Source organism: Gellertiella sp. DMC107, assembly GCF_056313605.1.
The window spans coordinates 1,158,451-1,179,192 of the sequence record NZ_JBQUZZ010000001.1; the positions used below are offsets into that span (position 1 = coordinate 1,158,451).

General features: G+C 64.3%; 17 protein-coding genes. 15 read left to right on the top strand and 2 right to left on the bottom strand.

What is annotated here, in order from left to right:
* Window positions 1-43: 43 nt before the first annotated feature.
* Window positions 44-178 carry a hypothetical protein gene (locus ACT54B_RS05395; RefSeq protein WP_476043398.1) on the bottom strand — a complete coding sequence of 45 codons (135 nt, stop codon included), beginning with the start codon at window positions 176-178 and terminating at the stop codon, window positions 44-46.
* Between ACT54B_RS05395 and ACT54B_RS05400 the strand changes: the two genes are divergently transcribed.
* The 14 genes from ACT54B_RS05400 (at window position 177) to ACT54B_RS05465 (ending at window position 18,414) form a co-directional block, all read left to right on the top strand.
* Complete coding sequence (locus tag ACT54B_RS05400; RefSeq protein ID WP_476043400.1) at window positions 177-1,559, top strand: response regulator; 1,383 nt, start codon at window positions 177-179, stop codon at window positions 1,557-1,559. The two genes, ACT54B_RS05395 and ACT54B_RS05400, sit on opposite strands and share 2 nt — an antisense overlap.
* 143 nt (window positions 1,560-1,702) lie before the next feature.
* A complete protein-coding gene (locus ACT54B_RS05405) occupies window positions 1,703-1,873 on the top strand; it encodes a CsbD family protein (protein ID WP_476043401.1) in 171 nt (56 codons plus the stop codon).
* Between the two features lie 186 nt (window positions 1,874-2,059).
* A complete protein-coding gene (locus tag ACT54B_RS05410) occupies window positions 2,060-2,218 on the top strand; it encodes a DUF3309 domain-containing protein (RefSeq protein WP_476043402.1) in 159 nt (52 codons plus the stop codon).
* Window positions 2,219-2,377: 159 nt separating this feature from the next.
* Window positions 2,378-2,998: a TetR/AcrR family transcriptional regulator gene (locus ACT54B_RS05415; RefSeq protein WP_476043404.1), complete on the top strand. Its 621-nt coding sequence runs from the start codon at window positions 2,378-2,380 to the stop codon at window positions 2,996-2,998.
* Window positions 2,999-3,015: 17 nt separating this feature from the next.
* Entirely contained in the window at window positions 3,016-4,164 is a 1,149-nt protein-coding gene (locus tag ACT54B_RS05420) for an efflux RND transporter periplasmic adaptor subunit (protein WP_476043405.1), read from the top strand.
* Between the two features lie 55 nt (window positions 4,165-4,219).
* Entirely contained in the window at window positions 4,220-7,330 is a 3,111-nt protein-coding gene (locus tag ACT54B_RS05425; RefSeq protein WP_476043406.1) for an efflux RND transporter permease subunit, read from the top strand.
* 187 nt (window positions 7,331-7,517) lie between these two features.
* Window positions 7,518-8,687: a zinc-dependent alcohol dehydrogenase gene (locus ACT54B_RS05430; protein WP_476043407.1), complete on the top strand. Its 1,170-nt coding sequence runs from the start codon at window positions 7,518-7,520 to the stop codon at window positions 8,685-8,687.
* Between the two features lie 29 nt (window positions 8,688-8,716).
* Window positions 8,717-9,514 carry an SDR family NAD(P)-dependent oxidoreductase gene (locus ACT54B_RS05435; protein WP_476043408.1) on the top strand — a complete coding sequence of 266 codons (798 nt, stop codon included), beginning with the start codon at window positions 8,717-8,719 and terminating at the stop codon, window positions 9,512-9,514.
* A 152-nt stretch (window positions 9,515-9,666) separates the two neighbouring features.
* On the top strand, window positions 9,667-10,287 hold the full coding sequence (locus tag ACT54B_RS05440) for an RBBP9/YdeN family alpha/beta hydrolase (RefSeq protein WP_476043409.1): 621 nt from the start codon (window positions 9,667-9,669) through the stop codon (window positions 10,285-10,287).
* Window positions 10,288-10,490: 203 nt separating this feature from the next.
* A complete protein-coding gene (locus ACT54B_RS05445) occupies window positions 10,491-13,052 on the top strand; it encodes a GcvT family protein (RefSeq protein WP_476043410.1) in 2,562 nt (853 codons plus the stop codon).
* Between the two features lie 2,115 nt (window positions 13,053-15,167).
* On the top strand, window positions 15,168-15,941 hold the full coding sequence (locus ACT54B_RS05450) for an amino acid ABC transporter substrate-binding protein (protein ID WP_476043411.1): 774 nt from the start codon (window positions 15,168-15,170) through the stop codon (window positions 15,939-15,941).
* 79 nt (window positions 15,942-16,020) lie between these two features.
* On the top strand, window positions 16,021-16,701 hold the full coding sequence (locus tag ACT54B_RS05455; protein ID WP_476043412.1) for an amino acid ABC transporter permease: 681 nt from the start codon (window positions 16,021-16,023) through the stop codon (window positions 16,699-16,701).
* Complete coding sequence (locus ACT54B_RS05460) at window positions 16,698-17,453, top strand: amino acid ABC transporter ATP-binding protein (protein WP_476043413.1); 756 nt, start codon at window positions 16,698-16,700, stop codon at window positions 17,451-17,453. The genes ACT54B_RS05455 and ACT54B_RS05460 overlap by 4 nt, the downstream gene beginning before the upstream one ends.
* 256 nt (window positions 17,454-17,709) lie before the next feature.
* Entirely contained in the window at window positions 17,710-18,414 is a 705-nt protein-coding gene (locus ACT54B_RS05465; RefSeq protein ID WP_476043414.1) for a L,D-transpeptidase, read from the top strand.
* 25 nt (window positions 18,415-18,439) lie between these two features.
* On the opposite strand, the gene ACT54B_RS05470 is transcribed toward ACT54B_RS05465, so the two are convergent.
* Complete coding sequence (locus ACT54B_RS05470) at window positions 18,440-19,345, bottom strand: helix-turn-helix domain-containing protein (RefSeq protein ID WP_476043415.1); 906 nt, start codon at window positions 19,343-19,345, stop codon at window positions 18,440-18,442.
* 158 nt (window positions 19,346-19,503) lie between these two features.
* Between ACT54B_RS05470 and ACT54B_RS05475 the strand changes: the two genes are divergently transcribed.
* On the top strand, window positions 19,504-20,733 hold the full coding sequence (locus tag ACT54B_RS05475; RefSeq protein WP_476043416.1) for an ABC transporter substrate-binding protein: 1,230 nt from the start codon (window positions 19,504-19,506) through the stop codon (window positions 20,731-20,733).
* The last annotated feature ends 9 nt before the right edge of the window (window positions 20,734-20,742 follow it).

Here is a 20,742-nt window from a genome sequence, read left to right on the forward strand (position 1 = left end):
CGGAAACGGCGCTGTTTTTCTGCTCTTCCGGACGGAACGGGCTTCAAGAGAGTAATTCCACCCATATTTCGGGCCAGAGAACGGGAACGCTTTCCACTTCGCTGCGTTTCAGGGGGAAGACCGGTGCCTGCACCGGGCCTCTTTTCATGGATTGCACGCTGTCACGGGACACAGCCATGCCCGATACCCCTACCGCCCGAGGTCCGGGCCTGACCATCCTCCTGCCGATCGGGGAGCCGCCCGGATTCGATCTTCCGGCGCTTCTCGCGGCCCTGCTGGCCCTCGAGGAGGGGCCGGGCCTGCCCTGTATCCTGCTCCTGCCGGAAAGCGACGATCTCGTCGCCCCCTTGACGGAGGCGCTGGACGAACGGCTGGCGCTGGTCATGGCCACCCATGGCTCGCCGTTGAATCCGGGCGAGGCGCTGGTTCTGCCGGCGGGACGGCATTTCATTTTCGAGAATGGCCGGCTTTGCCTTCGCCCCGCCACGCCCGCCGCCGGCCCGGCGCGGCTCGATCGGCTCCTCGCCTCGCTCGGCTGCGCCTCGGCGGACGCCCTCCTCGTATGGACCGACCCGGAGGAGAGCGAGGACACCGGACGCTTTGCCGCCTTTCGGGCAGCCGGGGGGCGCGTGGCCTCGGCGGGCTCCATCCTCGGCGGCAGCCTGCGGCCGAAGCCCTCCTCCGCCGCGGTGGAAAGCGTCGCTCCGGTTCTCTCGACCGGTCTCGCCCATGAGGTGCGGCAACCGCTGCAAACCCTGGTTCTGCTGCACGGCCTGCTCAAGCGGCAGGTGGAAGATCCGCGCCAGCGCGCCATCGTGGAACGCATGGGCGAAACGCTCGCGACGCTGAACGGCATTCTCTCCGCCCCGCATCCGGCCGGCCAGCAGGTGCTGCTGCCCTTCGACCGGGATCAGGGCGACCGGCCCATCCTTTCCGCCGATGGCTCGCCGCCGCTGGTCTACGTGATCGACGACGACGCATCGATCCGCGCGGCGCTGCGGGAGGTGCTGGATGTGCAGGGCATCGCCGTGCGGGATTTCCCCGGCTGCGAGCCCTTTCTGGAAGCCTATGGCGGCGAGGCGCAGGGCTGCCTTCTGGTCGACGCCTATCTGCCGGGCATGAGCGGGCTGGACCTGCTCGAGGAAATGGGGCGCCGCGGCCATCCGATCCCCTCCATCCTGATGACCGGCAGCAGCGACGTGCGCATGGCCGTGAGCGCGATGAAGCTCGGCGCCAGCGATTTTCTCGAAAAACCGGTGACCGAGGCCGCCCTGCTCGCCTGCGTCCGCACCGCGCTCTCACGGGCCCGCAACGCGGAGACCGATCACGGCAACCGGGAAAAGGCCTTGCAGGCGCTGAAGGGCCTGACCCGCCGCCAGCGCCAGATCATGGCCATGGTTCTCGACGGTCATCCGAGCAAGAACATCGCGGCCGATCTCGGCATCAGCCAGCGCACCGTCGAAAACCATCGCGCCGCCATCATGCGGCGCACCGGATCGCGATCGCTGCCACAACTTGCGCGGCTTATCCTGGCGCTCCCCACCACGGAAATTGAGTAGATTCCGATCCTGTGAGCGAGCCGTGAAGACCCTACCTGCCTTGACGAGCAAGGTTGGCGGCTCTCCCCGCCACTGCCTTCTCCTCAACGAGACAGGATCCCTGCACGACGCCGGGATCCCCCCACGAAAGGAAGGAGATCACCATGGACAAGGATCGCATCAAGGGTGCCGCAAACCAGGCCGCCGGTTCCGTCAAGGAAGCCGCAGGCAAGGTCATGGGCGACGCCAAGCTGACCGCAGACGGCAAGATGCAGCAGGCCAAGGGCAAGGTGCAAAACGCCGTCGGCAGCCTCAAGGATGCTGCCCGCGACTGATCGTCATGACGGTCCGGGGCCTTGGCGGCCCCGGATCCTCTCACGTCCTGCGCAAGGGGCCAGGGCTTCCTCCCGCGATTTTCCTTCGAAGCGAGCGGGAACAAACTGAGCGGCTTCCGCCTTTAAGAGCCAAACAGCCCGATGCGGTACCCTCGACCGCCAGGGCTCTTGGGAAAGGAGACTATCATGAGTGTCGGTACAATTCTCATCATCATTCTCATTCTGGTCCTGATCGGCGCCCTGCCCGTCTGGCCGCACAGCACCGCCTGGGGCTATTATCCGAGCTCCGGCCTGGGCCTCGTGCTCGTCATCGTCATCGTCCTGATGCTGATGGGACGCATATAGCCCCTTGAAACGGCCTGAATGACAAAGCCCGGCCTCGCGCCGGGCTTTTTCGTTTTTCGCCCCCCGATCGTTTCCTCGACCCTTTTTCCGCGCAGGGGTTGATTTTTGATAACTGACGAATTATTAAATTCGTCACTATTCATTTTTCAGGAAGCCGCGATGCAAGCCGAAGCCATCCACGACGAGAATGTCCGTCGGATTCTCGAAAGCGCCGAGAAGCTTTTCCGGATCTACGGATATTCCAAGACCAATGTCGCCGATATCGCCAAGGATCTGGGCATGTCGCCCGCCAATATCTACCGGTTCTTCCGCTCCAAGGCCGACATTCACGAGGCGCTGGCCAAGGCCATGCTGAGCCGCAACGAGGAGCTCGCCCGCTCCATCGCCGACCTCGACCTTTCCGCCGAGGCGCGCCTGCGCCAGTTCGTCCGGGACATGCACCAGCGCACGGTGGACATCTTCATCGATGCCGAAAAGGTGCATGAAATGGTGGTCATCGCCATGGAGAACCAGTGGAGCGTCATTGAAAACTACATCGACGGCCAGTGCCGGATCATCCAGACGATGATCGAGGACGGCATCCGCCTGGGCGAATTTCCGCCGCAGGATGCGGTCGTCTCGGCAAAATGCTTCGCCTCCGGCATGGCGGCGCTCGTTCATCCGCAATGCGTTTCCCAGTGCCCGCCCCGCAACAACCGGGCAACCCCCGAGCAAGTGGCGGATTTCCTGCTGCGCGCCCTGAAGACTGCACCCTCTCCCGGCCCGGCCGCGGGACTTTGAAGACAAGGACCGATATCATGATGCAGCCCACCGCCTTTGGCCGCACGTTCAAGACCGCCGTTCTGGTCACCCTCCTTTCCCTTTCGGCCGCCGCCTTGTCGGGCTGTTCGGAGGAAAAGGCCGAGGTGGCGAAGGAAGTTCGCCCCGTCAAGGTGATCAAGGTGGAGCCCGTCGACGTCGCCTCCACGCTCGTCTATTCCGGCTCGGTGAAGGCCCGCACGGAAGTCAATCTGGGGTTCCGCATCAACGGCAAGATCGTCGAGCGCCACGTCGATATCGGTGATCGCGTCAGGAAGGGCGATGTGCTGATGCGGCTCGACCGGGCCGATATCGCGCTTTCGGAAAACCGCGCCAAGGCCAATCTCGATGCCGCCCGCCAGCAGTTCGATACGGCGGATGCCGCCTGGAAGCGCGCCGACCAGCTCTTCCGTCAGCGCACCATTCCGCTCGCGCTCCTGGAACAGCGCAAGCTCACCCTCGATCAGGCCCGCTCGGCGCTGACCTCCGCGGAGGCGGCCGTCGACGAGGTGACCAACCAGCTCGCCTATACGGATCTCGTCGCCAACCGCGATGGCGTGGTCACGCTGGTGCAGGCCGATGCCGGCCAGGTGATCGGCGCCGGCAATGTGGCGGTCGTCGTCGCCGCCGACGAGGAAAAGGAAGTGCAGATCGCCGTGCCGGAGACGGATATTGCCGCCTTCTCGGTCGGACAGGAGGTCAAGGCCGGCTTCTGGGCGGATCCCTCGCTGAAGATGAAGGGCACGGTCCGGGAGATCGCCGCCAGCGCCGATCCGCTGTCGCGCACCTTTGCCGTCCGCGTTTCGCTGAAGGACAATCCCGAAATCCGCCTCGGCATGACCGCCACCATCGAGGCCGCCCGCAAGACGGCACAGCCCGTCGTCAACCTGCCGCTGTCGGCCCTGTCCAAGACCGATGGCCGCACGGTCGTCTGGGTCGTGGATGCGGCCAATGCCACCGTCAGCCCGCGCGAGGTCACGCCGGGTCCCTTTACCCCGGAAGGCGTTGCCATCGACAAGGGCCTCGCCCGCGGTGACATCGTGGTCGCCGCCGGCACCCAGTTCATGACGGACCGGTTGAAGGTAAAGCTGCCCGAGGGCTTCGGCGAAGCCGTTGCCGTCTCGCAGGCATCCAAGCCCGTTCTCTGACCCGCCCGGGTCGTGAAGACCCGTCCCCCGAGCTTCCGTTTTTCCAAGGTGTGCCATGTCGACCCATTCGACTCATGACGGCGCGGGTTTCAACCTGTCGCGCTGGGCGATCCAGCATCAGAGCATCATCCGCTTCCTCTTCGGCCTCATCATCATCATGGGCGCTCTCGGGCTCCTGCGCATGGGCCAGAAGGAAGACCCGGATTTCACCTTCCGCGCCATGATCATGCAGGTTGCCTGGCCCGGCGCCTCCATCGAGGAAATGCAGGACCAGGTGGTCAACAAGATCGAGCGCAAGCTGCAGGAAACGCCGCATCTCGATTACGTGAAATCCTTCGCCCGCGCCGGCAGCGCCATCATCACCATCAACATTGCCGGCGATACCAATGCCGAGCAGGTGAAGGATGCCTTCTATCAGGTGCGCAAGAAGGTGGGCGACATCAGGAACGAGCTGCCCGCCGGCCTCTACGGTCCCTATTTCAACGATGAGTTCGGCGATACCTACATCACGCTGCACGCGCTGTCCGGCGAGGGGTTCAGCTATCCGGAACTGAAGCAGTTCGCCATCAAGGCGCGCGACATGCTGCTTTCGACACCCGGCGTCGAAAAGGCGGTCATCCTCGGCGACCAGCCGCAGAAGATCTTCATCGACGTCTCCACCAAGGCGCTGGCCGAACGCGGGCTGACCATGCTCGACATTTCGAAGGCGCTCGCCGGCCAGAACGACATGGACCCCGCCGGCACCGTCACCACGCCCGACCGGTCGGTGCGCATTTCCGTCGATGGCGGCGTGACCTCCGTGGAGGACGTGAAGCAGCTGCGCCTGCGCGCCGGCAACCAGGTCTTCCGCCTCGGCGATATCGCCACCGTCCAGGAAGGGTTCGAGGATCCGCCCGCCCGCAAGTTCCGCTTCAATGGCGCCGACAGCGTCGAGATCGGCGTCGTCATGGCCAAGGGCTTCAAGGTGACCGATGTCGGCACCGCCGTCGAGGCGACCTATGAACGCTTCCGCGAGACCCTGCCGGTCGGCGTCTCCATCGGCCAGATCTCCAACCAGCCGGAAGTGGTGCGCGAAGCCATGGCCGAATTCGGCCAGGCCCTCATGGAGGCGCTGGTCATCGTGCTGATCGTCTCGCTGCTCTCCATCGGCTGGCGTTCCGGCATCGTGATCGCGATCACCATTCCCCTCGTGCTCGCCGCCACCTTTGCGGTCATGGACCAGATGGGCATCGAGCTGCAACGCATCTCGCTCGGCGCCCTCATCATCGCGCTCGGCCTCCTCGTGGACGATGCCATGATCGTGGTCGAGCTGATGGAACGGAAGCTCGAGGAGGGCCTGCCCAAGCTCGAGGCGGCCAGCTTCGCCTATACCTCCACGTCCTTCCCCATGCTGACCGGCACGCTGATCACCACCGCGGGCTTCATTCCCGTGGGCTTCGCCGCTTCCACCGCCGGCGAATATGTCAGCTCGCTCTTCTACGTCGTCGGCATCGCGCTCGTCTGCTCCTGGATCGTCGCCGTTCTCTTCACCCCCTGGCTCGGCTACATGATCCTCAAGCACCGCCCCCATCACGAGGGCGAGGAGCGCGACATTTTCGGCACGCCCTTCTACCGGCGCCTGCGCGGCACCGTCTCCTGGGCGGTCCGTCACCGGGTCGTGGTGCTGATGCTGACGCTCGCCGTCTTCGCCACCAGCATCTACGGCTTCCGCTTCATCCCGCAGAACTTCTTCCCGCAATCCTCGCGGCCGGAAATCCTCGTCGACATGTGGCTGCCGGAAGGCACCGCCATCGGCGAAGTGGAACGGCAGGCCAAGGCGCTCGAAGCGAAGATCCTCGACGACCAGGACAAGACCTTCGTCGCCACCTTCATCGGCGAGGGCGCGCCGCGCTTCTTCCTGCCGCTCGACCAGCAGCTGCGCAATCCGAACTTCGCCCAGCTTCTCGTCATGGCGAAGGATGTGGACAGCCGTGAACGTCTGATCCTGAAGCTGCGGGGCATTCTGGCCAAGGATTTCCCGGATGTGCGCTCCAAGGTCGACCGTCTGTTCCTGGGGCCGCCGGTCGGCTGGCCCGTGCAGATGCGCGTCTCCGGCCCCGACCGTGCGGAGGTGCGCCGCATCGCCAGCGAGGTGGAAGCCGTCTACCGCAAGAATCCGCTCCTCTGGGCGATCCATGACGACTGGCTGGAGCAGGTGCCCGCCATGCGCCTGGTGATCGATCAGGACCGCGCCCGTGCGCTCGGCGTCTCCTCGCAGCGCGTCCGCCAGATGCTGCAGGCCGCCATGTCCGGCGCGCCGCTCTCCGAGTTCCGCTCCGGCGAGGAAACGATTGCCATCGTCGCCCGCGAGCCGGAGGCGAACCGCAGCCTGCTGACCGCCGTCAATTCGGTCTACGTGCCGACCGACAATGGCCGCTTCGTGCCCGTCTCGCAGGTGGCCCGCGTCGAACCGGTCATGGAAAACGGTATCGAATGGCGCCGCGACCGCATGCCGACGATCACCGTGCGCGGCATCGTGCCCGACGATGTCCAGTCGAACGAGGTGGCGCTCTCGGTCTTCGACCAGCTGAAGCCGATCCGCGACGGACTGGAGCCCGGCTACAAGATCGAGATCCAGGGCGGCGTCGAGGAATCGGCCACCTCCCAGGCCTCGATTGCCGCGAAGGTGCCGGTCATGCTGATCATCATCGTGCTCCTGCTCATGGTCCAGCTGCAGCATTTCGGCAAGGCCATGGTGGTGCTTGCCACCGGCCCGCTCGGCATCATCGGCGCGGCGGCGGCGCTCTTGATCAGCGGTGCGCCCTTCGGCTTCGTGGCGATCCTCGGCGTCATCGCGCTGCTCGGCATCATCATCCGCAACTCGATCATCCTCGTGGACCAGATCGACCAGGACATCGCCGCCGGCATGTCGAAGATGGAAGCGATCGTGGAGGCAACGGTGCGCCGCTTCCGCCCGATCGTGCTGACAGCGCTCACCGCCGTGCTTGCCCTCATCCCGATCTCGCGCGGCGCCTTCTGGGGACCGCTCGCCTATGCGATGATGGGCGGCATTCTGGTGGCGACGGTGCTGACCATTCTCGTGCTGCCGGCGGCCTATGCGCTCTTCTTCGGACGCGGCGGCCCGCCGCCCCGCGCCGAGGCCGAAACCATGGCCATGCCGGTCTGACCGGACCGCCCGCACCAGCAACAAGACGGCGCGCCCTTTGGCGCGCCGTTTGCGTTTCGCCTCTCGTCTTCCCGCAAAAATCCCGTTTCCCCGGATCGAATGACCCGCTTGCGAGTTTCGCACTGACGGGGCGCGCAAGCGATCAGGGTTGTCCGGCGGAGCCGGCAACCGACAAGGAGACGATCTCATGAAGGCACTGACCTGGCACGGCAAGAGCGACATCCGTTGCGAAAGCGTCCCCGACCCGACCATTCAGGACGGCCGCGATGCCATCATCAAGGTGACGGCCTGCGCCATCTGCGGCTCGGACCTGCACATTTTCGACGGCATGATCCCGGACATGCATTCGGGCGACATCGTCGGCCACGAGACCATGGGCGAAGTGGTGGAGGTGGGCAAGGACAACAAGGCGCTGAAGGTCGGCGACCGCGTCGTCGTGCCCTTCACCATTTCCTGCGGCGAATGCTGGTTCTGCAAGCGCGGCTTCTATTCCGGCTGCGAGCGCTCCAACCCCGACCGGGAAAAGGCCACCAAGCTCTGGGGCAATTCCCCCGCCGGCCTGTTCGGCTATTCGCATCTGCTCGGCGGCTATAGCGGCGGACAGGCGGAATATCTGCGCGTGCCCTTCGCCGATGTCGGACCGATCAAGGTCCCGGATCATCTGACCGACGAGCAGGTGCTCTTCCTCTCCGACATTTTCCCGACCGGCTACATGGCCGCCGATTTCTGCAACATCCAGCCGGGCGACACCATCGCCATCTGGGGCTGCGGTCCGGTCGGGCAGATGGCGATCCGCAGCGCCTTCCTCCTCGGTGCGGAGCGGGTGATCGCCATCGATACCGTGCCGGAACGGCTGCAGCTCGCCCGGGACGGCGGGGCGATGACCCTCGATTTCATGAAGGACGACATCTACGACCGCATCATGGAGCTGACCCGCGGACGCGGGGCGGATGCCTGCATCGATGCGGTCGGCACCGAGGCGGACGCCATGTCGGGCGTCGATGCCATGATCGACCGCGTCAAGGTCGCGACCTTCCTCGGCACGGACCGGCCGCATGTGCTGCGTCAGGCGATCCATTGCTGCCGCAACTTCGGCACCGTCTCCATCGTCGGCGTCTATGGCGGCTTCCTGGACAAGATCCCCTTCGGCTCGGCGATCAACCGGGGGCTGACCTTCCGCATGGCCCAGACGCCCGTGCAGTCCTATCTGCCCACGCTTCTCGACCGCATCGAGAAGGGGGAGATCGATCCCTCCTTCGTCATCACCCACCGGGCGACGCTGGATGAGGGGCCGGACCTCTACAAGACTTTCCGCGACAAGAAGGACGGCTGCATCAAGGTCGTCCTCAAACCCTGATCGTCCCCACCAAGCCAAGGAGCATTCCCATGGGCAGCCAGATACGTCCCCTCGCCGTCGTGACCGGCGCTTCGTCCGGCATCGGTTTCGAACTTGCGAAGATCGCGGCCAGCCGCGCCTACGACCTGATCATCGCGGCGGACGAGCCGCAGATCGAGAGCGCCGCGCGCGAATTGCGCGGCCTCGGCGTCTCCGTCGACGCCATGAAGGTGGACCTCGCCACCAAATCCGGGGCGGAGGATTTCTTCACCTTCGTCTCCGACAAGGGTCAGCCGGTCGATATCCTCCTCGCCAATGCGGGCCGTGGCCTCGGCCACGCCTTCCTCGACCAGGACCTCGACGAGGCCCTGCATGTGGTCGGCACCAACATCACCGGCACGATCAGCCTGATCCACCGCATCGGCAGCGCCATGCGGGCGCGCGGCCAGGGTCGCATCCTGATCACCGGGTCCATCGCGGGCTTCATCCCCGGGACCTACCAGGCCGTCTATAACGGCACCAAGGCCTTCCTCAACAGCTTCTCCTTCGCCCTTCGCGAGGAACTGGAAGAAAGCGGCGTGACCGTCACCTGCCTGATGCCCGGCGCCACCGAAACCCGCTTCTTCGAACGGGCGGGACTGGAGGATACTTCCGTCGGCCAGTCGGAGAAGGACGATGCCGCCGACGTCGCCCGCGCCGGCTTCGACGCCATGATGGAAAACGAGGGCGATATCGTCACCGGCTGGAAGAACAAGCTGCAATCGACGCTCGCCAATGTCACGCCGTCGGGCATCCTGGCCGAGCAGCATGCCCGCATGGCAGCCCCCGGCAGCGGCGAGAAACAGTAAGGCTCCGGGGCGAACCCGAAACCCCTTCCGGCCCGCTTCCGGCGGGCCGGCATATATTTTCTACTGAATTTATAGAATTTGGCAGTTCCATTCTTCGTTTCCGGGTCCCGATCCGTCAGATTGGCAGCGAACGAAGAGAGCTGGAGGCCGCCATGACCGTTTCCGATCATCCCGAGACCCTCATCATCCCCGGCCTCGCCGGTTCGCCGGAAGGCCACTGGCAATATCTCTGGGCCGAGGAGCGTCCGCGCGCCCGCTATGTGGAGCAGGAGAGCTGGGACTTTCCCGATCTCGAAGCCTGGAGCGCCAATCTCGAAGCGGCGCTGGCCGCAAGCGAGGGCGCCTATCTCGTCGCCCACAGTCTCGGCTGCGTGCTGACGGCCCACATGGCCCACCGCCCGGTCGCAGCGAAGATCCGCGGCGCCCTTCTCGTCGCGCCCTGCGACCTCACGGCCACGGGCCGGATCCATCCGGGCCTCGTCCGCTTCGGCGCCATGCCGGAAAGCCCGCTGCCCTTCCCTTCGGTGCTGGTCGCGAGCCGCGACGACCCCTACATGGCCTTCGACCGGGCGGAGCATTTCGCGGCGCGCTGGGGATCGTCTCTCCACGACATCGGCTATGCCGGCCATATCAACCTGTCGAGCGGCTACGGACGCTTCAACCGCGGCTATCGCCTGTTCGATGCGCTGGTGGAACGGGCGGAAGCGACCCGCGCGACCGGCCCCGCTTACGGATTTGCGACGCCGGGGGAACGCCCGCAACGCCATGCCTGACGGGCGTTGCAGGCGGCACCGGTGGCCCGGCTGCGACACGGGACGGGGGCCAGAAGCCGCGTTCGGTCGTAGACAGGCCATGGCCTTTCCCGTGAGCGCCCTGAAAGTGGTCGTGCAGTCCCCCAAGAATGTCGCAGACAGGCTTCAATTCCCCTTGGCTTCGCCCTAGAGTCCGGCCGATAACAAATTGAGGTCGCACCCCCATGGCAGAGTTTCCCACAAAGGCGAAGGTAGTCATCATCGGTCTCGGTGGCATTGTCGGCGCATCCATCGCCCACCACCTGATCGAACGCGGATGGGACGACATTGTCGGCATCGACAAGTCGGGCATCCCCACGGACATAGGCTCGACGGCCCATGCTTCCGACTTCTGCTACACCACCAGCCACGACTATCTGTCGGTCTGGACCACCCAGTATTCCATCGACTTCTACGAGAAGATGGGCCACTACGCCCGCATCGGCGGCCTGGAAGTCGCCCGCACCGGCGACGATACCTGGATGGAAGAAATCAAGCGCAAGCTGATGTCCGCCAAGGCCTTCGGCACCCGCGCCCATTATGTCGACCCGGCCGAGATCAAGAAGCTCTTCCCGCTGATCGAGGAAGACAAGGTCATGGGCGGCCTGTTCGATCCGGATGCCGGCCTCGTCATCCCGCGCTCGCAGACCGTTGCCGGCAAGCTGGTCGATGCGGCCGAGAAGAGCGGCAAGCTCCAGTCCTTCGCCAACACGCCCGCCCAGTCGCTGATCGTCGAGAACGGCCGCATCAAGGGCGTCGTCACCCATCGCGGCACGATCATGGCCGATCACGTCATCGTCTGCGCCGGCCTCTGGGGCCGCCTGATCGCCGAAATGGTCGGCGAAGACCTGCCGGTCATGCCGGTCGACCACCCGCTGACCTTCTTCGGTCCGTACAACGAATTCGAAGGCACCGGCAAGGAAATCGGCTACCCGCTGCTGCGCGACCAGGGCAACTCCGCCTATATGCGCGACACCGGCGACCCGAAGACCACCGAAGGCGGCCAGATCGAGTGGGGCTATTACGAAACCACCAATCCCCGCATGTGCCACCCGCGCGAACTGCTCGAAAAGCATGAGGCCCGCCTCTCGCCCTCGCAGCGCGACCTCGAGATGGAACAGATCCTCGAGCCGCTGGAACGCGCCATCGAGCTGACCCCGATCCTCGGCGAACTCGGCTATAACGAAGGCCATTCCTTCAACGGCCTCTTGCAGGTTTCGGCCGCCGGCGGCCCCTCCTGCGGCGAGAGCCAGAAGGTGCGCGGCCTCTGGTACTGCGTCGCCATCTGGGTCAAGGACGGCCCGGGCTACGGTAAACTCATTGCCGACTGGATGACCGACGGCCGCACCCATATCGACCACAACTCGATCGACTATGCGCGCTTCTACCCGCATCAGCTGACCGAGGAATTCATCGCCAACCGCTGCTACGAAGCCGCCCAGAAGATCTACTTCCCGGCCGTTCACCCGCGCGAACCCTATGCGACCAGCCGCGATGCCAAGCGTTCGCCCTTCTACGAGCGCGAGAAGGCGCTCGGCGGCTACTTCATGGAACTCGGCGGCTGGGAACGTGCCCATGGCTACGCGGCCAACGAGCACCTGCTCGAAAAATACGGCGACCGCGTTCCGGTCCGCGAAAACGAGTGGGACAGCCGCCATTTCTGGCGCGTGTCGAATGCCGAGCATCTGGCCATGAGCGAGGATTGCGGCATCGTCAACCTCTCGCACTTCTACATGTTCGACGTGGAAGGCCCCGATCATGTGGAGCTGATGGAATGGATCTGCGCCGCCAAGATCGGTGGTGACGCCAATATCGGCAAGGGGATCTACACTCACTTCCTCGATGACGAGGGCATGGTCCGCGCCGACCTCACCGTCATCCGCATGGCCGACCGCTGCCGCGTCATCGACGGCGCCGATGCCGGCCCGCGCGACTATCACTACGTAAAGCGCGTTGCCGAGGACAAGGGCTTCAACGTCACCGTCACCGACGTTTCGGAGAAGTACATCACCATCGGCATCTGGGGCCCGAACGCCCGCGACAACCTCAAGAAGGTCGTCACGGATCCGGCCGGTCTCGACCCGGAAAACTTCGCCTTCGCCGCGATCAAGCAGATCGAGATTGCCGGCAAGTCGGTCACCGCCTTCCGCATCTCCTATGTGGGCGAGCAGGGCTGGGAACTGCACATGAAGTATGAAGACGGCCTGGCCGTCTGGGATGCGCTGCGCTCCACCGGCGTCATGGCCTTCGGCGTGGAAACCTATGCCAACAGCCGCCGCATGGAAAAGAGCCTGCGCCTGCAGAATGCCGACCTCCTTACCTACTACAACCTGATCGAATGCGATCTGGCCCGTCCGAAGGTGAAGGAAGCGGATTTCCGCGGCAAGGAAAAGCACCTGGAGTACAAGGCCCGCGCCAACCAGCCGGCCATGCTCTGCACGCTTGTGATGACCGAGAACACCGACAAGACCGGCGTCAAGCGCTACCCGGTCGGCACGCTCCCGGTCATGGATCCCGAGACGAAGGAGGTGCTGATCGACGAGCTCGGCCGCCGCTCCTACACCACCTCGATTGCCTTCGGCCCGACCATCGGCAAGAACATCGCGCTCGCCTACCTGCCCTGGTCCTATTGCCAGGAAGGCCGCAAGCTGGAAGTGGAATATTTCGGCGAAACCTACCCGGTCGAAGTCGCCGGCGTCGGCTACAAGCCGCTCTACGACCCCCAGAACCTCAAGCCCCGCACCTGATCGGGCTTGATGGACGGATCAAGGCAAAGGCCGGTCGCAAGACCGGCCTTTCCGCGTTTTGTGGGGTGTAAACCCTGCGATTTCTACGGTCCGTGCCTGCCGCCCCCTCACCTTGTGGGGAGGGAGACGGTCGAGTCTGCCGCTCTCTGATCTCCGTAAAATCACGCAATGGCTTCTGTCAGTGCCAGAGACCCCCTCACCTGCCTGCCGGCATCCTCTCCCTCGGCGGACGAGCTTCGCTCGCCGCGGGGGAGAGGAAAGACAACCGCAAGCGTTCGGCGTCCGTTGTTCTGCGGAAAGGTCGGCGACTCCCTCTTCTCCCCCGCGGCAAGCAAAGCTTGTCCGCCGAGGGAGAAGATGCCCGAAGGGCAGATGAGGGGGCCATTGGCAGGACGGCGGGGTTCCCCTCCCCCTTGTGGGGAGGGGTTAGGGGTGGGGGTCTGTAAGCAATAAGATGTGGCCGAAGGCCTCAATATGTTTTCACTCACAACACCTTCAGTTCCTCGGCCTACCCCCACCCCTGCCCCTCCCCACAAGGGGGAGGGAGACGGTCGAATTTGCCGCCCTGATCATCACCAAACCAAGCGGCTTCATCGGTCAGCGCCTGCCGCCCCCTCACCTGCCTGCCGGCATCCTCTCCCTCGGCGGACGAGCGAAGCTCGCCGCGGGGGAGAGGAAAGACAACCGCAAGCGTTCGGCGTCCGTTGTTCTGCGAAAAGGTCGGCGACCCCCTCTTCTCCCCAGCGGGGAGAAGATGCCCGCAGGGCAGATGAGGGGGCGGATTGGCAGAACGGGAGTTATTCCCCTCCCCCTTGTGGGGAGGGGTTAGGGGTGGGGGTCGGAGCGAAAAAAGTGGCCGAAGGCCTCAATGTATTTTCACTCACAACACCTTCAGTTCCTCGGCCTACCCCCACCCCTGCCCCTCCCCACATCCGGACGAGCTTCGCTCGCCGTGAGGGGGAGGGAGACCCTTGAGTTTGCCGCACCCCCATATGTTCCAAACAATGCGATGGCTCCGGTCCGTGCCAGCCGCCCCCTCACCTGCCTGCCGGCATCCTCTCCCCGCTGGGGAGAGGAAAGACAACCGCCGGCGTTCGGCTTCCAGGGCTCTTACGCGGACAACTGACCTTGCCTACTCACTACTCACTACTCACTACTCACTACTCACTACTCACTACTCACTCCCTCCCCTAACCCCCTGTTTTCCCCCGCAGATAAATTTGCACCCCCGTCATCCCCCTCAGCAAAACCTGTGGGATAATATTCCTCGTTCCGCTCTGGTAACGCCGGGGGCCCTGCGATCCCGGTCAGGTGGAGCCGGTCTTTCTTCCTGCGCTCTCGCAGATGCGCAGGAGGAGACGGTGCAGAAAATGGCTTCCGCTCCCCGTCGCCAATGTCGGGGGGTCCGTCTGTGTGACGACGAAAAACTGCTGCGGGCCGGGTCGCGTGAAAAATAGCGGTCCGGTGCGAACAAGACCGGTCAATCCGGTCGCCCGTCGCCGGGCGCATGCGAAATACCCGGCGGACCGTAGGCTTGGTGCAGAGAAGCCGGAGTTGCATCGCATAAAGCCGAAACGGGGCGCGGAAAGCGCCATATAAACTTATTCATACGAGGTGCTCCCCGCGCCCCGGCCGACCCCTCGTGTCCCGAGGGGGGAAATGAGGCATAACCCGGCTTTTCCAAAAGCGCGGGATCGATGAAGCATGGCATGGCATGACTGCCCCCTCCCCACGCCCCCACAAGGGGAACAAGGAGGGGGCGATTTTGCGGGCATGTCGTCGGGGTTGGAAAGACGGTCCCGTCTTGAAGATCAGGCCCGCGATGGCAGGCCGCTGCCCCTCGCAGTGGTACAGGCGGGGACCGGGCCACCCCAATCAGCTGGAGCCGACGGAAGAGGCAAAGCACCCAGCCACCCGGCGCAAAGCCGCGAAAGGCGGGGAGAAAGCCGCCCTCCCCTCAAGACGCGGTCCGCTCGACCCTGCACCTCAAAAATTTTACCGGAAAGAAAAAGTTTTTGCCATTTTGGTTTTTCTTCAGTGTTTCCTTCCACTCCGGCGCGCCTATTTTCTGCGATAGGTGGGGCAAGACAACTTTTCATCGAGAGGATCAAGTCCATGAACTGGTTGAAAACCATCGCCCTCGCCGCCGCTTTCCAGGCCGCCGCCCTGCTGCCCGCCACGGCCGGCGAGAACCTTGCCGCCGTCAAATCCGCCGGCGCGCTGAAGATCGGCACCGAAGGCACCTATGCGCCCTTCACCTATCACGACGAGAGCGGCAAGTTGGTCGGCTTCGACGTGGAGATCGGCGAGGCGATTGCCGCCAAGCTCGGCGTGAAGGCCGAATTCGTCGAGGGCAAGTGGGATGGCCTGATCGCGGGCCTCGATGCCAACCGCTACGACACGGTCATCAACCAGGTCGGCATCACCGAGGCCCGCAAGCAGAAATATGATTTCTCCGAGCCCTATATCGCCTCGAAGGCGGTGCTGATCGTCAAGGACGACAATGCCGATATCAAGACCTTTGCCGATCTGAAGGGCAAGAAATCCGCCCAGTCGCTGACCAGCAATTTCGGCAAGATCGCCGAGGAAAACGGCGCGGAACTGGTCGGCACCGACGGCTTCGACCAGTCGATCCAGCTGGTTCTGACCGGCCGCGCCGATGCGACCATCAATGACAGCCTCTCCTTCCTCGACTTCAAGAAGCACAAGGCCGATGCCCCGGTGAAGATTGCCGCCGAGCAGGAAAATGCCGATTATTCCGGCATCATCATCCGCAAGGGCGAGCCGGAACTGCTGGAAGCGATCAACAAGGCGCTGGCCGACATCAAGGCCGATGGCACCTACAAGACCATCGCCGACAAGTATTTCGGCCAGGACGTTTCGAAGTAAGCGGAACCATCCGTTCGCTTGCCGCTTTTCGACATGCCCGGCATCGTGTGCCGGGCATTCCTCTTCAAGGATCACGCCCGTGCCCCACTGGCTTCAACTGATGATCGACTCGGCTCCGACGCTGCTGCTCGCGGGCCTCACCTTCACCATTCCCCTGACGCTGATTTCCTTCGTGCTCGGCCTCGCGCTCGGGCTCGCCACCGCGATTGCGCGCCTCTTCGGCCCCGCGCCGCTGGTGGCGGTTGCCCGTTTCTATGTCTGGATTATCAGGGGCACGCCGCTTCTGGTGCAGCTCTTCGTGATCTTCTACGGCCTGCCGAGCCTCGGCATCCTGCTCGATGCCTTCCCGGCGGCCCTGATCGGCTTCACCCTGAACATCGGCGCCTATTCGTCGGAAATCATCCGCGCCGTCATCTCGTCCGTGCCGCGCGGCCAGTGGGAAGCCGCCTATTCCATCGGCATGACCTGGCGCCAGGCGATGATGCGCACCATCCTGCCGCAGGCCGCCCGCGTGGCCGTGCCGCCGCTTTCCAACACCTTCATCTCGCTGGTCAAGGATACGTCGCTGGCTGCGGCCATCACCGTGCCGGAACTGTTCCAGTCCGCCCAGCGCATCGTCGCCACCACCTATGAACCGCTGATCCTCTATATCGAGGCGGCGCTGATGTATCTCGCCATGAGCTCGGTGCTTTCGGCCCTGCAGGTGCGGCTGGAGGCCCGTTTCGCCCGCTATGGCGGCATGCTGGAGGCCAATCGATGATCGACATCTCCCATCTCGAAAAACGCTTCGGCGACGCCGTCATCCTGAACGACATCAGCCTCACCCTGCCGGAAGGCAGCGTCACCGCGCTGATCGGGCCGTCCGGCGGCGGCAAGAGCACGCTTCTGCGCTGCATCAACCTGCTGGAGATCCCGCAGGCCGGGACGATCCGCATCGGCACGGAAAGCCTCGGCTTTGCCCCCGGCCAGAAGACCGGCTGGAAGGATATCCGCCGGCTGCGGCTCCAGACGGGCATGGTCTTCCAGAATTTCCAGCTCTTCCCCCACCGCACCGCCGTGGAGAACGTGATGGAAGGTCTCGTCACCGTTCTCGGCTGGCCGGCAGACAAGGCCCGCGCCCGCGCCATGGAGCTTCTCTCCAAGGTGGACATGGCCCACAAGGCCGATGCCTGGCCGGGCTCGCTCTCCGGCGGGCAGCAGCAGCGCGTGGCGATCGCGCGGGCGCTCGCCCCCAGCCCCCGCGTGCTTCTCTGCGACGAACCGACCTCGGCGCTCGATCCGGAACTGTCGCAGGAAGTGGTCGATGTTCTCGGCACGCTGGCGCGGGAGGGAACGACCATGGTGATGGCGACCCACGATCTGCGCCTCGCCTCGCGGATCGCCGATCATGTCGTCTTTCTGGAAGCGGGCCGCATCGTGGAAACCGGACCGTCGGCACAGATCTTCCAGGCGCCGGCCTCCGAGCGCACCAGGCGCTTCATCGCCTCGATCAACGCCGCCCAGGGCATCTGACGGGATCGGGTGACACCAGACAGAAGGCCCGCATGGTCAGGAATGCGGGCCGATTTATGCGCCGCCTCGGGAAGGCGCCCGGAGACCGGGACGCAACGGACCGTGTCCTTCCGGCAACAGCGACAGACAAGCCGGTTCACAATCCGCGTGATCGGCAGCAATGGGACAAACTTGTGGCCGCTTCGCGCGTTCCAGTGGGCTTTCTTCAATCGCGCCGTGTCGTGATTCATCTGTTTCTTCTTGAGATCGAAAATAAATGAGCAAGATTACCCTGTCACGACGGACATTCCTTCTGACGTCCCTCTCCGCAACCGGCGCGCTGGCCGGCTGCACCACCTACCGGCCGGTGGCCATGGCGCCGCCGCCCGTTCCGCAATTTGCCGAGCGCCCGATCATGGAACCGGGCGATCCGGAACTGGATGCGATGTATGGCCAGGTGATCGAGGACGGTCACATCATCCCCGCCATTCCCTACCAGAAGATGGACCCGAAATATTACCGCCAGCGCGTGCCGGACCCGACCGGCCAACCGCCGGGAACCGTGGTGGTGGATACGCCGCAGCGCCTGCTCTACGTGGTCGAGCCCGGCGGAACGGCCATGCGCTACGGCGTCGGCATCGGCCGCGAGGGCTTTGCCTGGCAGGGCGAGGGCGTCATTCACTGGCGGCAGAAGTGGCCGCGCTGGAAGCCGCCGCAGGACATGATCGCCCGCCAGCCGGAACTCGCCCGCTATTCCATCGAAAATGGCGGCATGGATCCCGGCGTCACCAATCCGCTCGGCGCCCGTGCGCTTTACATCTTCCAGAACGGCCAGGACACGCTTTACCGCCTGCACGGCAATCCGGACTGGCGCTCGATCGGCAAGGCCGTCTCCTCGGGCTGCGTGCGGCTGATGAACCAGGACGTGATCGACCTCTACGAGCGGGTGCCCTACCACGCCCGCATCGTCGTGCTGCAGTGATCCGGACCCGGCGCGGCAGGGCCTTTCAGGCCGTCCGCGCCGTCGCGGCCCCGAAGCCGCTGCGATATTTGGCCGGTGTCGTGGCAAACCGGCCCTCGAAGGCCTCGTAAAAGCGCGAGAGCGAGCCGAAGCCGCTCTCGAAGGCAACCGAGGCGATGGGCATGTCGGACGAGATCAGCAGCGACTGGGCGGTATCCAGCCGGTGCCGGGTAATCGCCTGATTGACCGTCAGGCCCACCATCTTCTTGAAGATGGTCATGGCATAGTTCGGATGCAGACCGGCCGCCTCGCCCACCTCCTCCACGGAGATCGGGCCAAGCGCGTGTTCGGCAATATAGCGCAGCATGACCTCCACCTTCGGCAGGCGGTCGTGATCGTGATGCCGGGAGCCGGCAATGGCGGAGCCCTGCTCGCGCAGGTCGCGCCAGCCTTCCCGGCCGATGCGGCGGATGCGGGCCACCAGCTCGTCGCGGACGATCTGCTCCATTTCGGCATCGCCCGAGAGCAGCTCCTCCCGCCAGCGCAGGAAGACGTCGCGGTCATAGGGGCGCAGTTGCAGCGCCTCGACCAGACCGCCGCGGAACACCGCATCGCGGAAATCGGCCATGCCGTGCAGATTGACCAGCACGGACATGGGCACATAAAGGCAGACGAAATTGGCCGGCTGGCTTACCTCCACCACCTGGTGCGGGACCATGCCCCAGAAGAGGCAGAGCTGCCCTTCCGAGATCTGCAGCATGCGGCCGTCGAACCAGTAGGTGATGCGGCCGTCGATCATGAAATTGATTTCGACCTGGCTGTGCATGTGCGGTCCGCTCATCCGGCGCACGTCCAGCCGCTCGCCCGCGCAGAAACGATGGTCGCCGAACACCACCAGCGGGTGGCGCGTCGGCCCCTCATGCACCGGAACGGATTCGTCTTCAGCGGTCACGGTCTTCCTCCTGATCGGCGGAGATCTTAGGATACCGGAATTGAATTTTGCAAGGGCGGTAGAAATCGGCGGTCGCTCGGCCGCATGATCCGGTCATCGCGTAAGGGAGAGTTGCGCGGCAGCGGCTTCGTTCCGCAGATCAGGTCAGGGAGGATTACATGACCGTTTTGAAGACATTCAGTGCTTTTGCGCTTGGTACCATGCTGGCAGGCTCCGCCTTCGCGGGGGAAATCGTCCTGAATTCGGACCAGTCCGACCCCGCCCCGAAGAAAGCCATGGAAGAGCTCATCGCCGACTTCCAGGCGAAGAACCCGGGCATCACCGTCAAGTGGAACAATTTCGATCACGAGGGCTACAAGTCCGCCATCCGCAACTTCCTGACGGCCGATGCGCCTGACGTGGCGGCCTGGTATGCGGGCAACCGCATGGAGCCCTTTGTCAAGGCCGGCCTCTTCGAGGACGTGACCGACGTTTGGACCGCCAACGGTCTCGACGACCAGCTGAAGTCCGCCTCCGCCTCGATGACCATCGACGGCAAGAAGTGGGGCGTGCCCTACACCTACTACCAGTGGGGCATCTACTACCGCGCCGACATTTTCAAGGAACAGGGCATCGAGCCGCCGAAGACCTGGGCCGAACTGCTCGCCGCCTGCGAAAAGCTGAAGGCTGCCGGCATCACGCCCTTCGCCATCGGCACCAAGGCACTGTGGCCGACGGGCGGCTGGTTCGACTATCTCGACCTGCGCGTGAACGGCTACGAATTCCACATGGACCTGACCTCCGGCAAGGTGCCCTACACCGATCCCAAGGTGAAGGCCGTGTTCGAGAAGTGGGGCGAGCTGGTCAAGCCCGGCTACTTCCTCGAAAACCATGCCGCGCTCGACTGGCAGGATGCCATTCCGCAGCTGGTGCAGGGCAAGGCCGCCATGTATCTGATGGGTAATTTCGCGGTTGCCACCATGAAGGACGGCGGTCTGAAGGAAGACCAGATCGGCTTCATGCAGTTCCCGGAAATTACCGCGGGCCTGCCGATGGCCGAGGAAGCCCCGACCGATACGTTCCACATTCCCTCGGGCGCCAAGAACAAGGAAGATGCGAAGAAGTTCCTCGCCTATCTGGCTTCCCCCGAAGCGCAGACCAAGATGAACGCGACGCTCGGCCAGCTGCCGGTCAACAACAAGTCGGAGAAGCCCACCGACAAGTTCCTCGACGCCGGCTTCACCATGCTGTCGAACGCCTATGCGCTCGCCCAGTTCTATGACCGCGACGCCCCGGCCGAAATGGCCAAGGCGGGCATGGAAGGCTTCCAGGAATTCATGGTCAAGCCGGACAATACCGACGCCATCCTGGAAAAGCTCGAAAAGGTAAGGGGCCGCGTCTACAAGTGATCCTCCTCC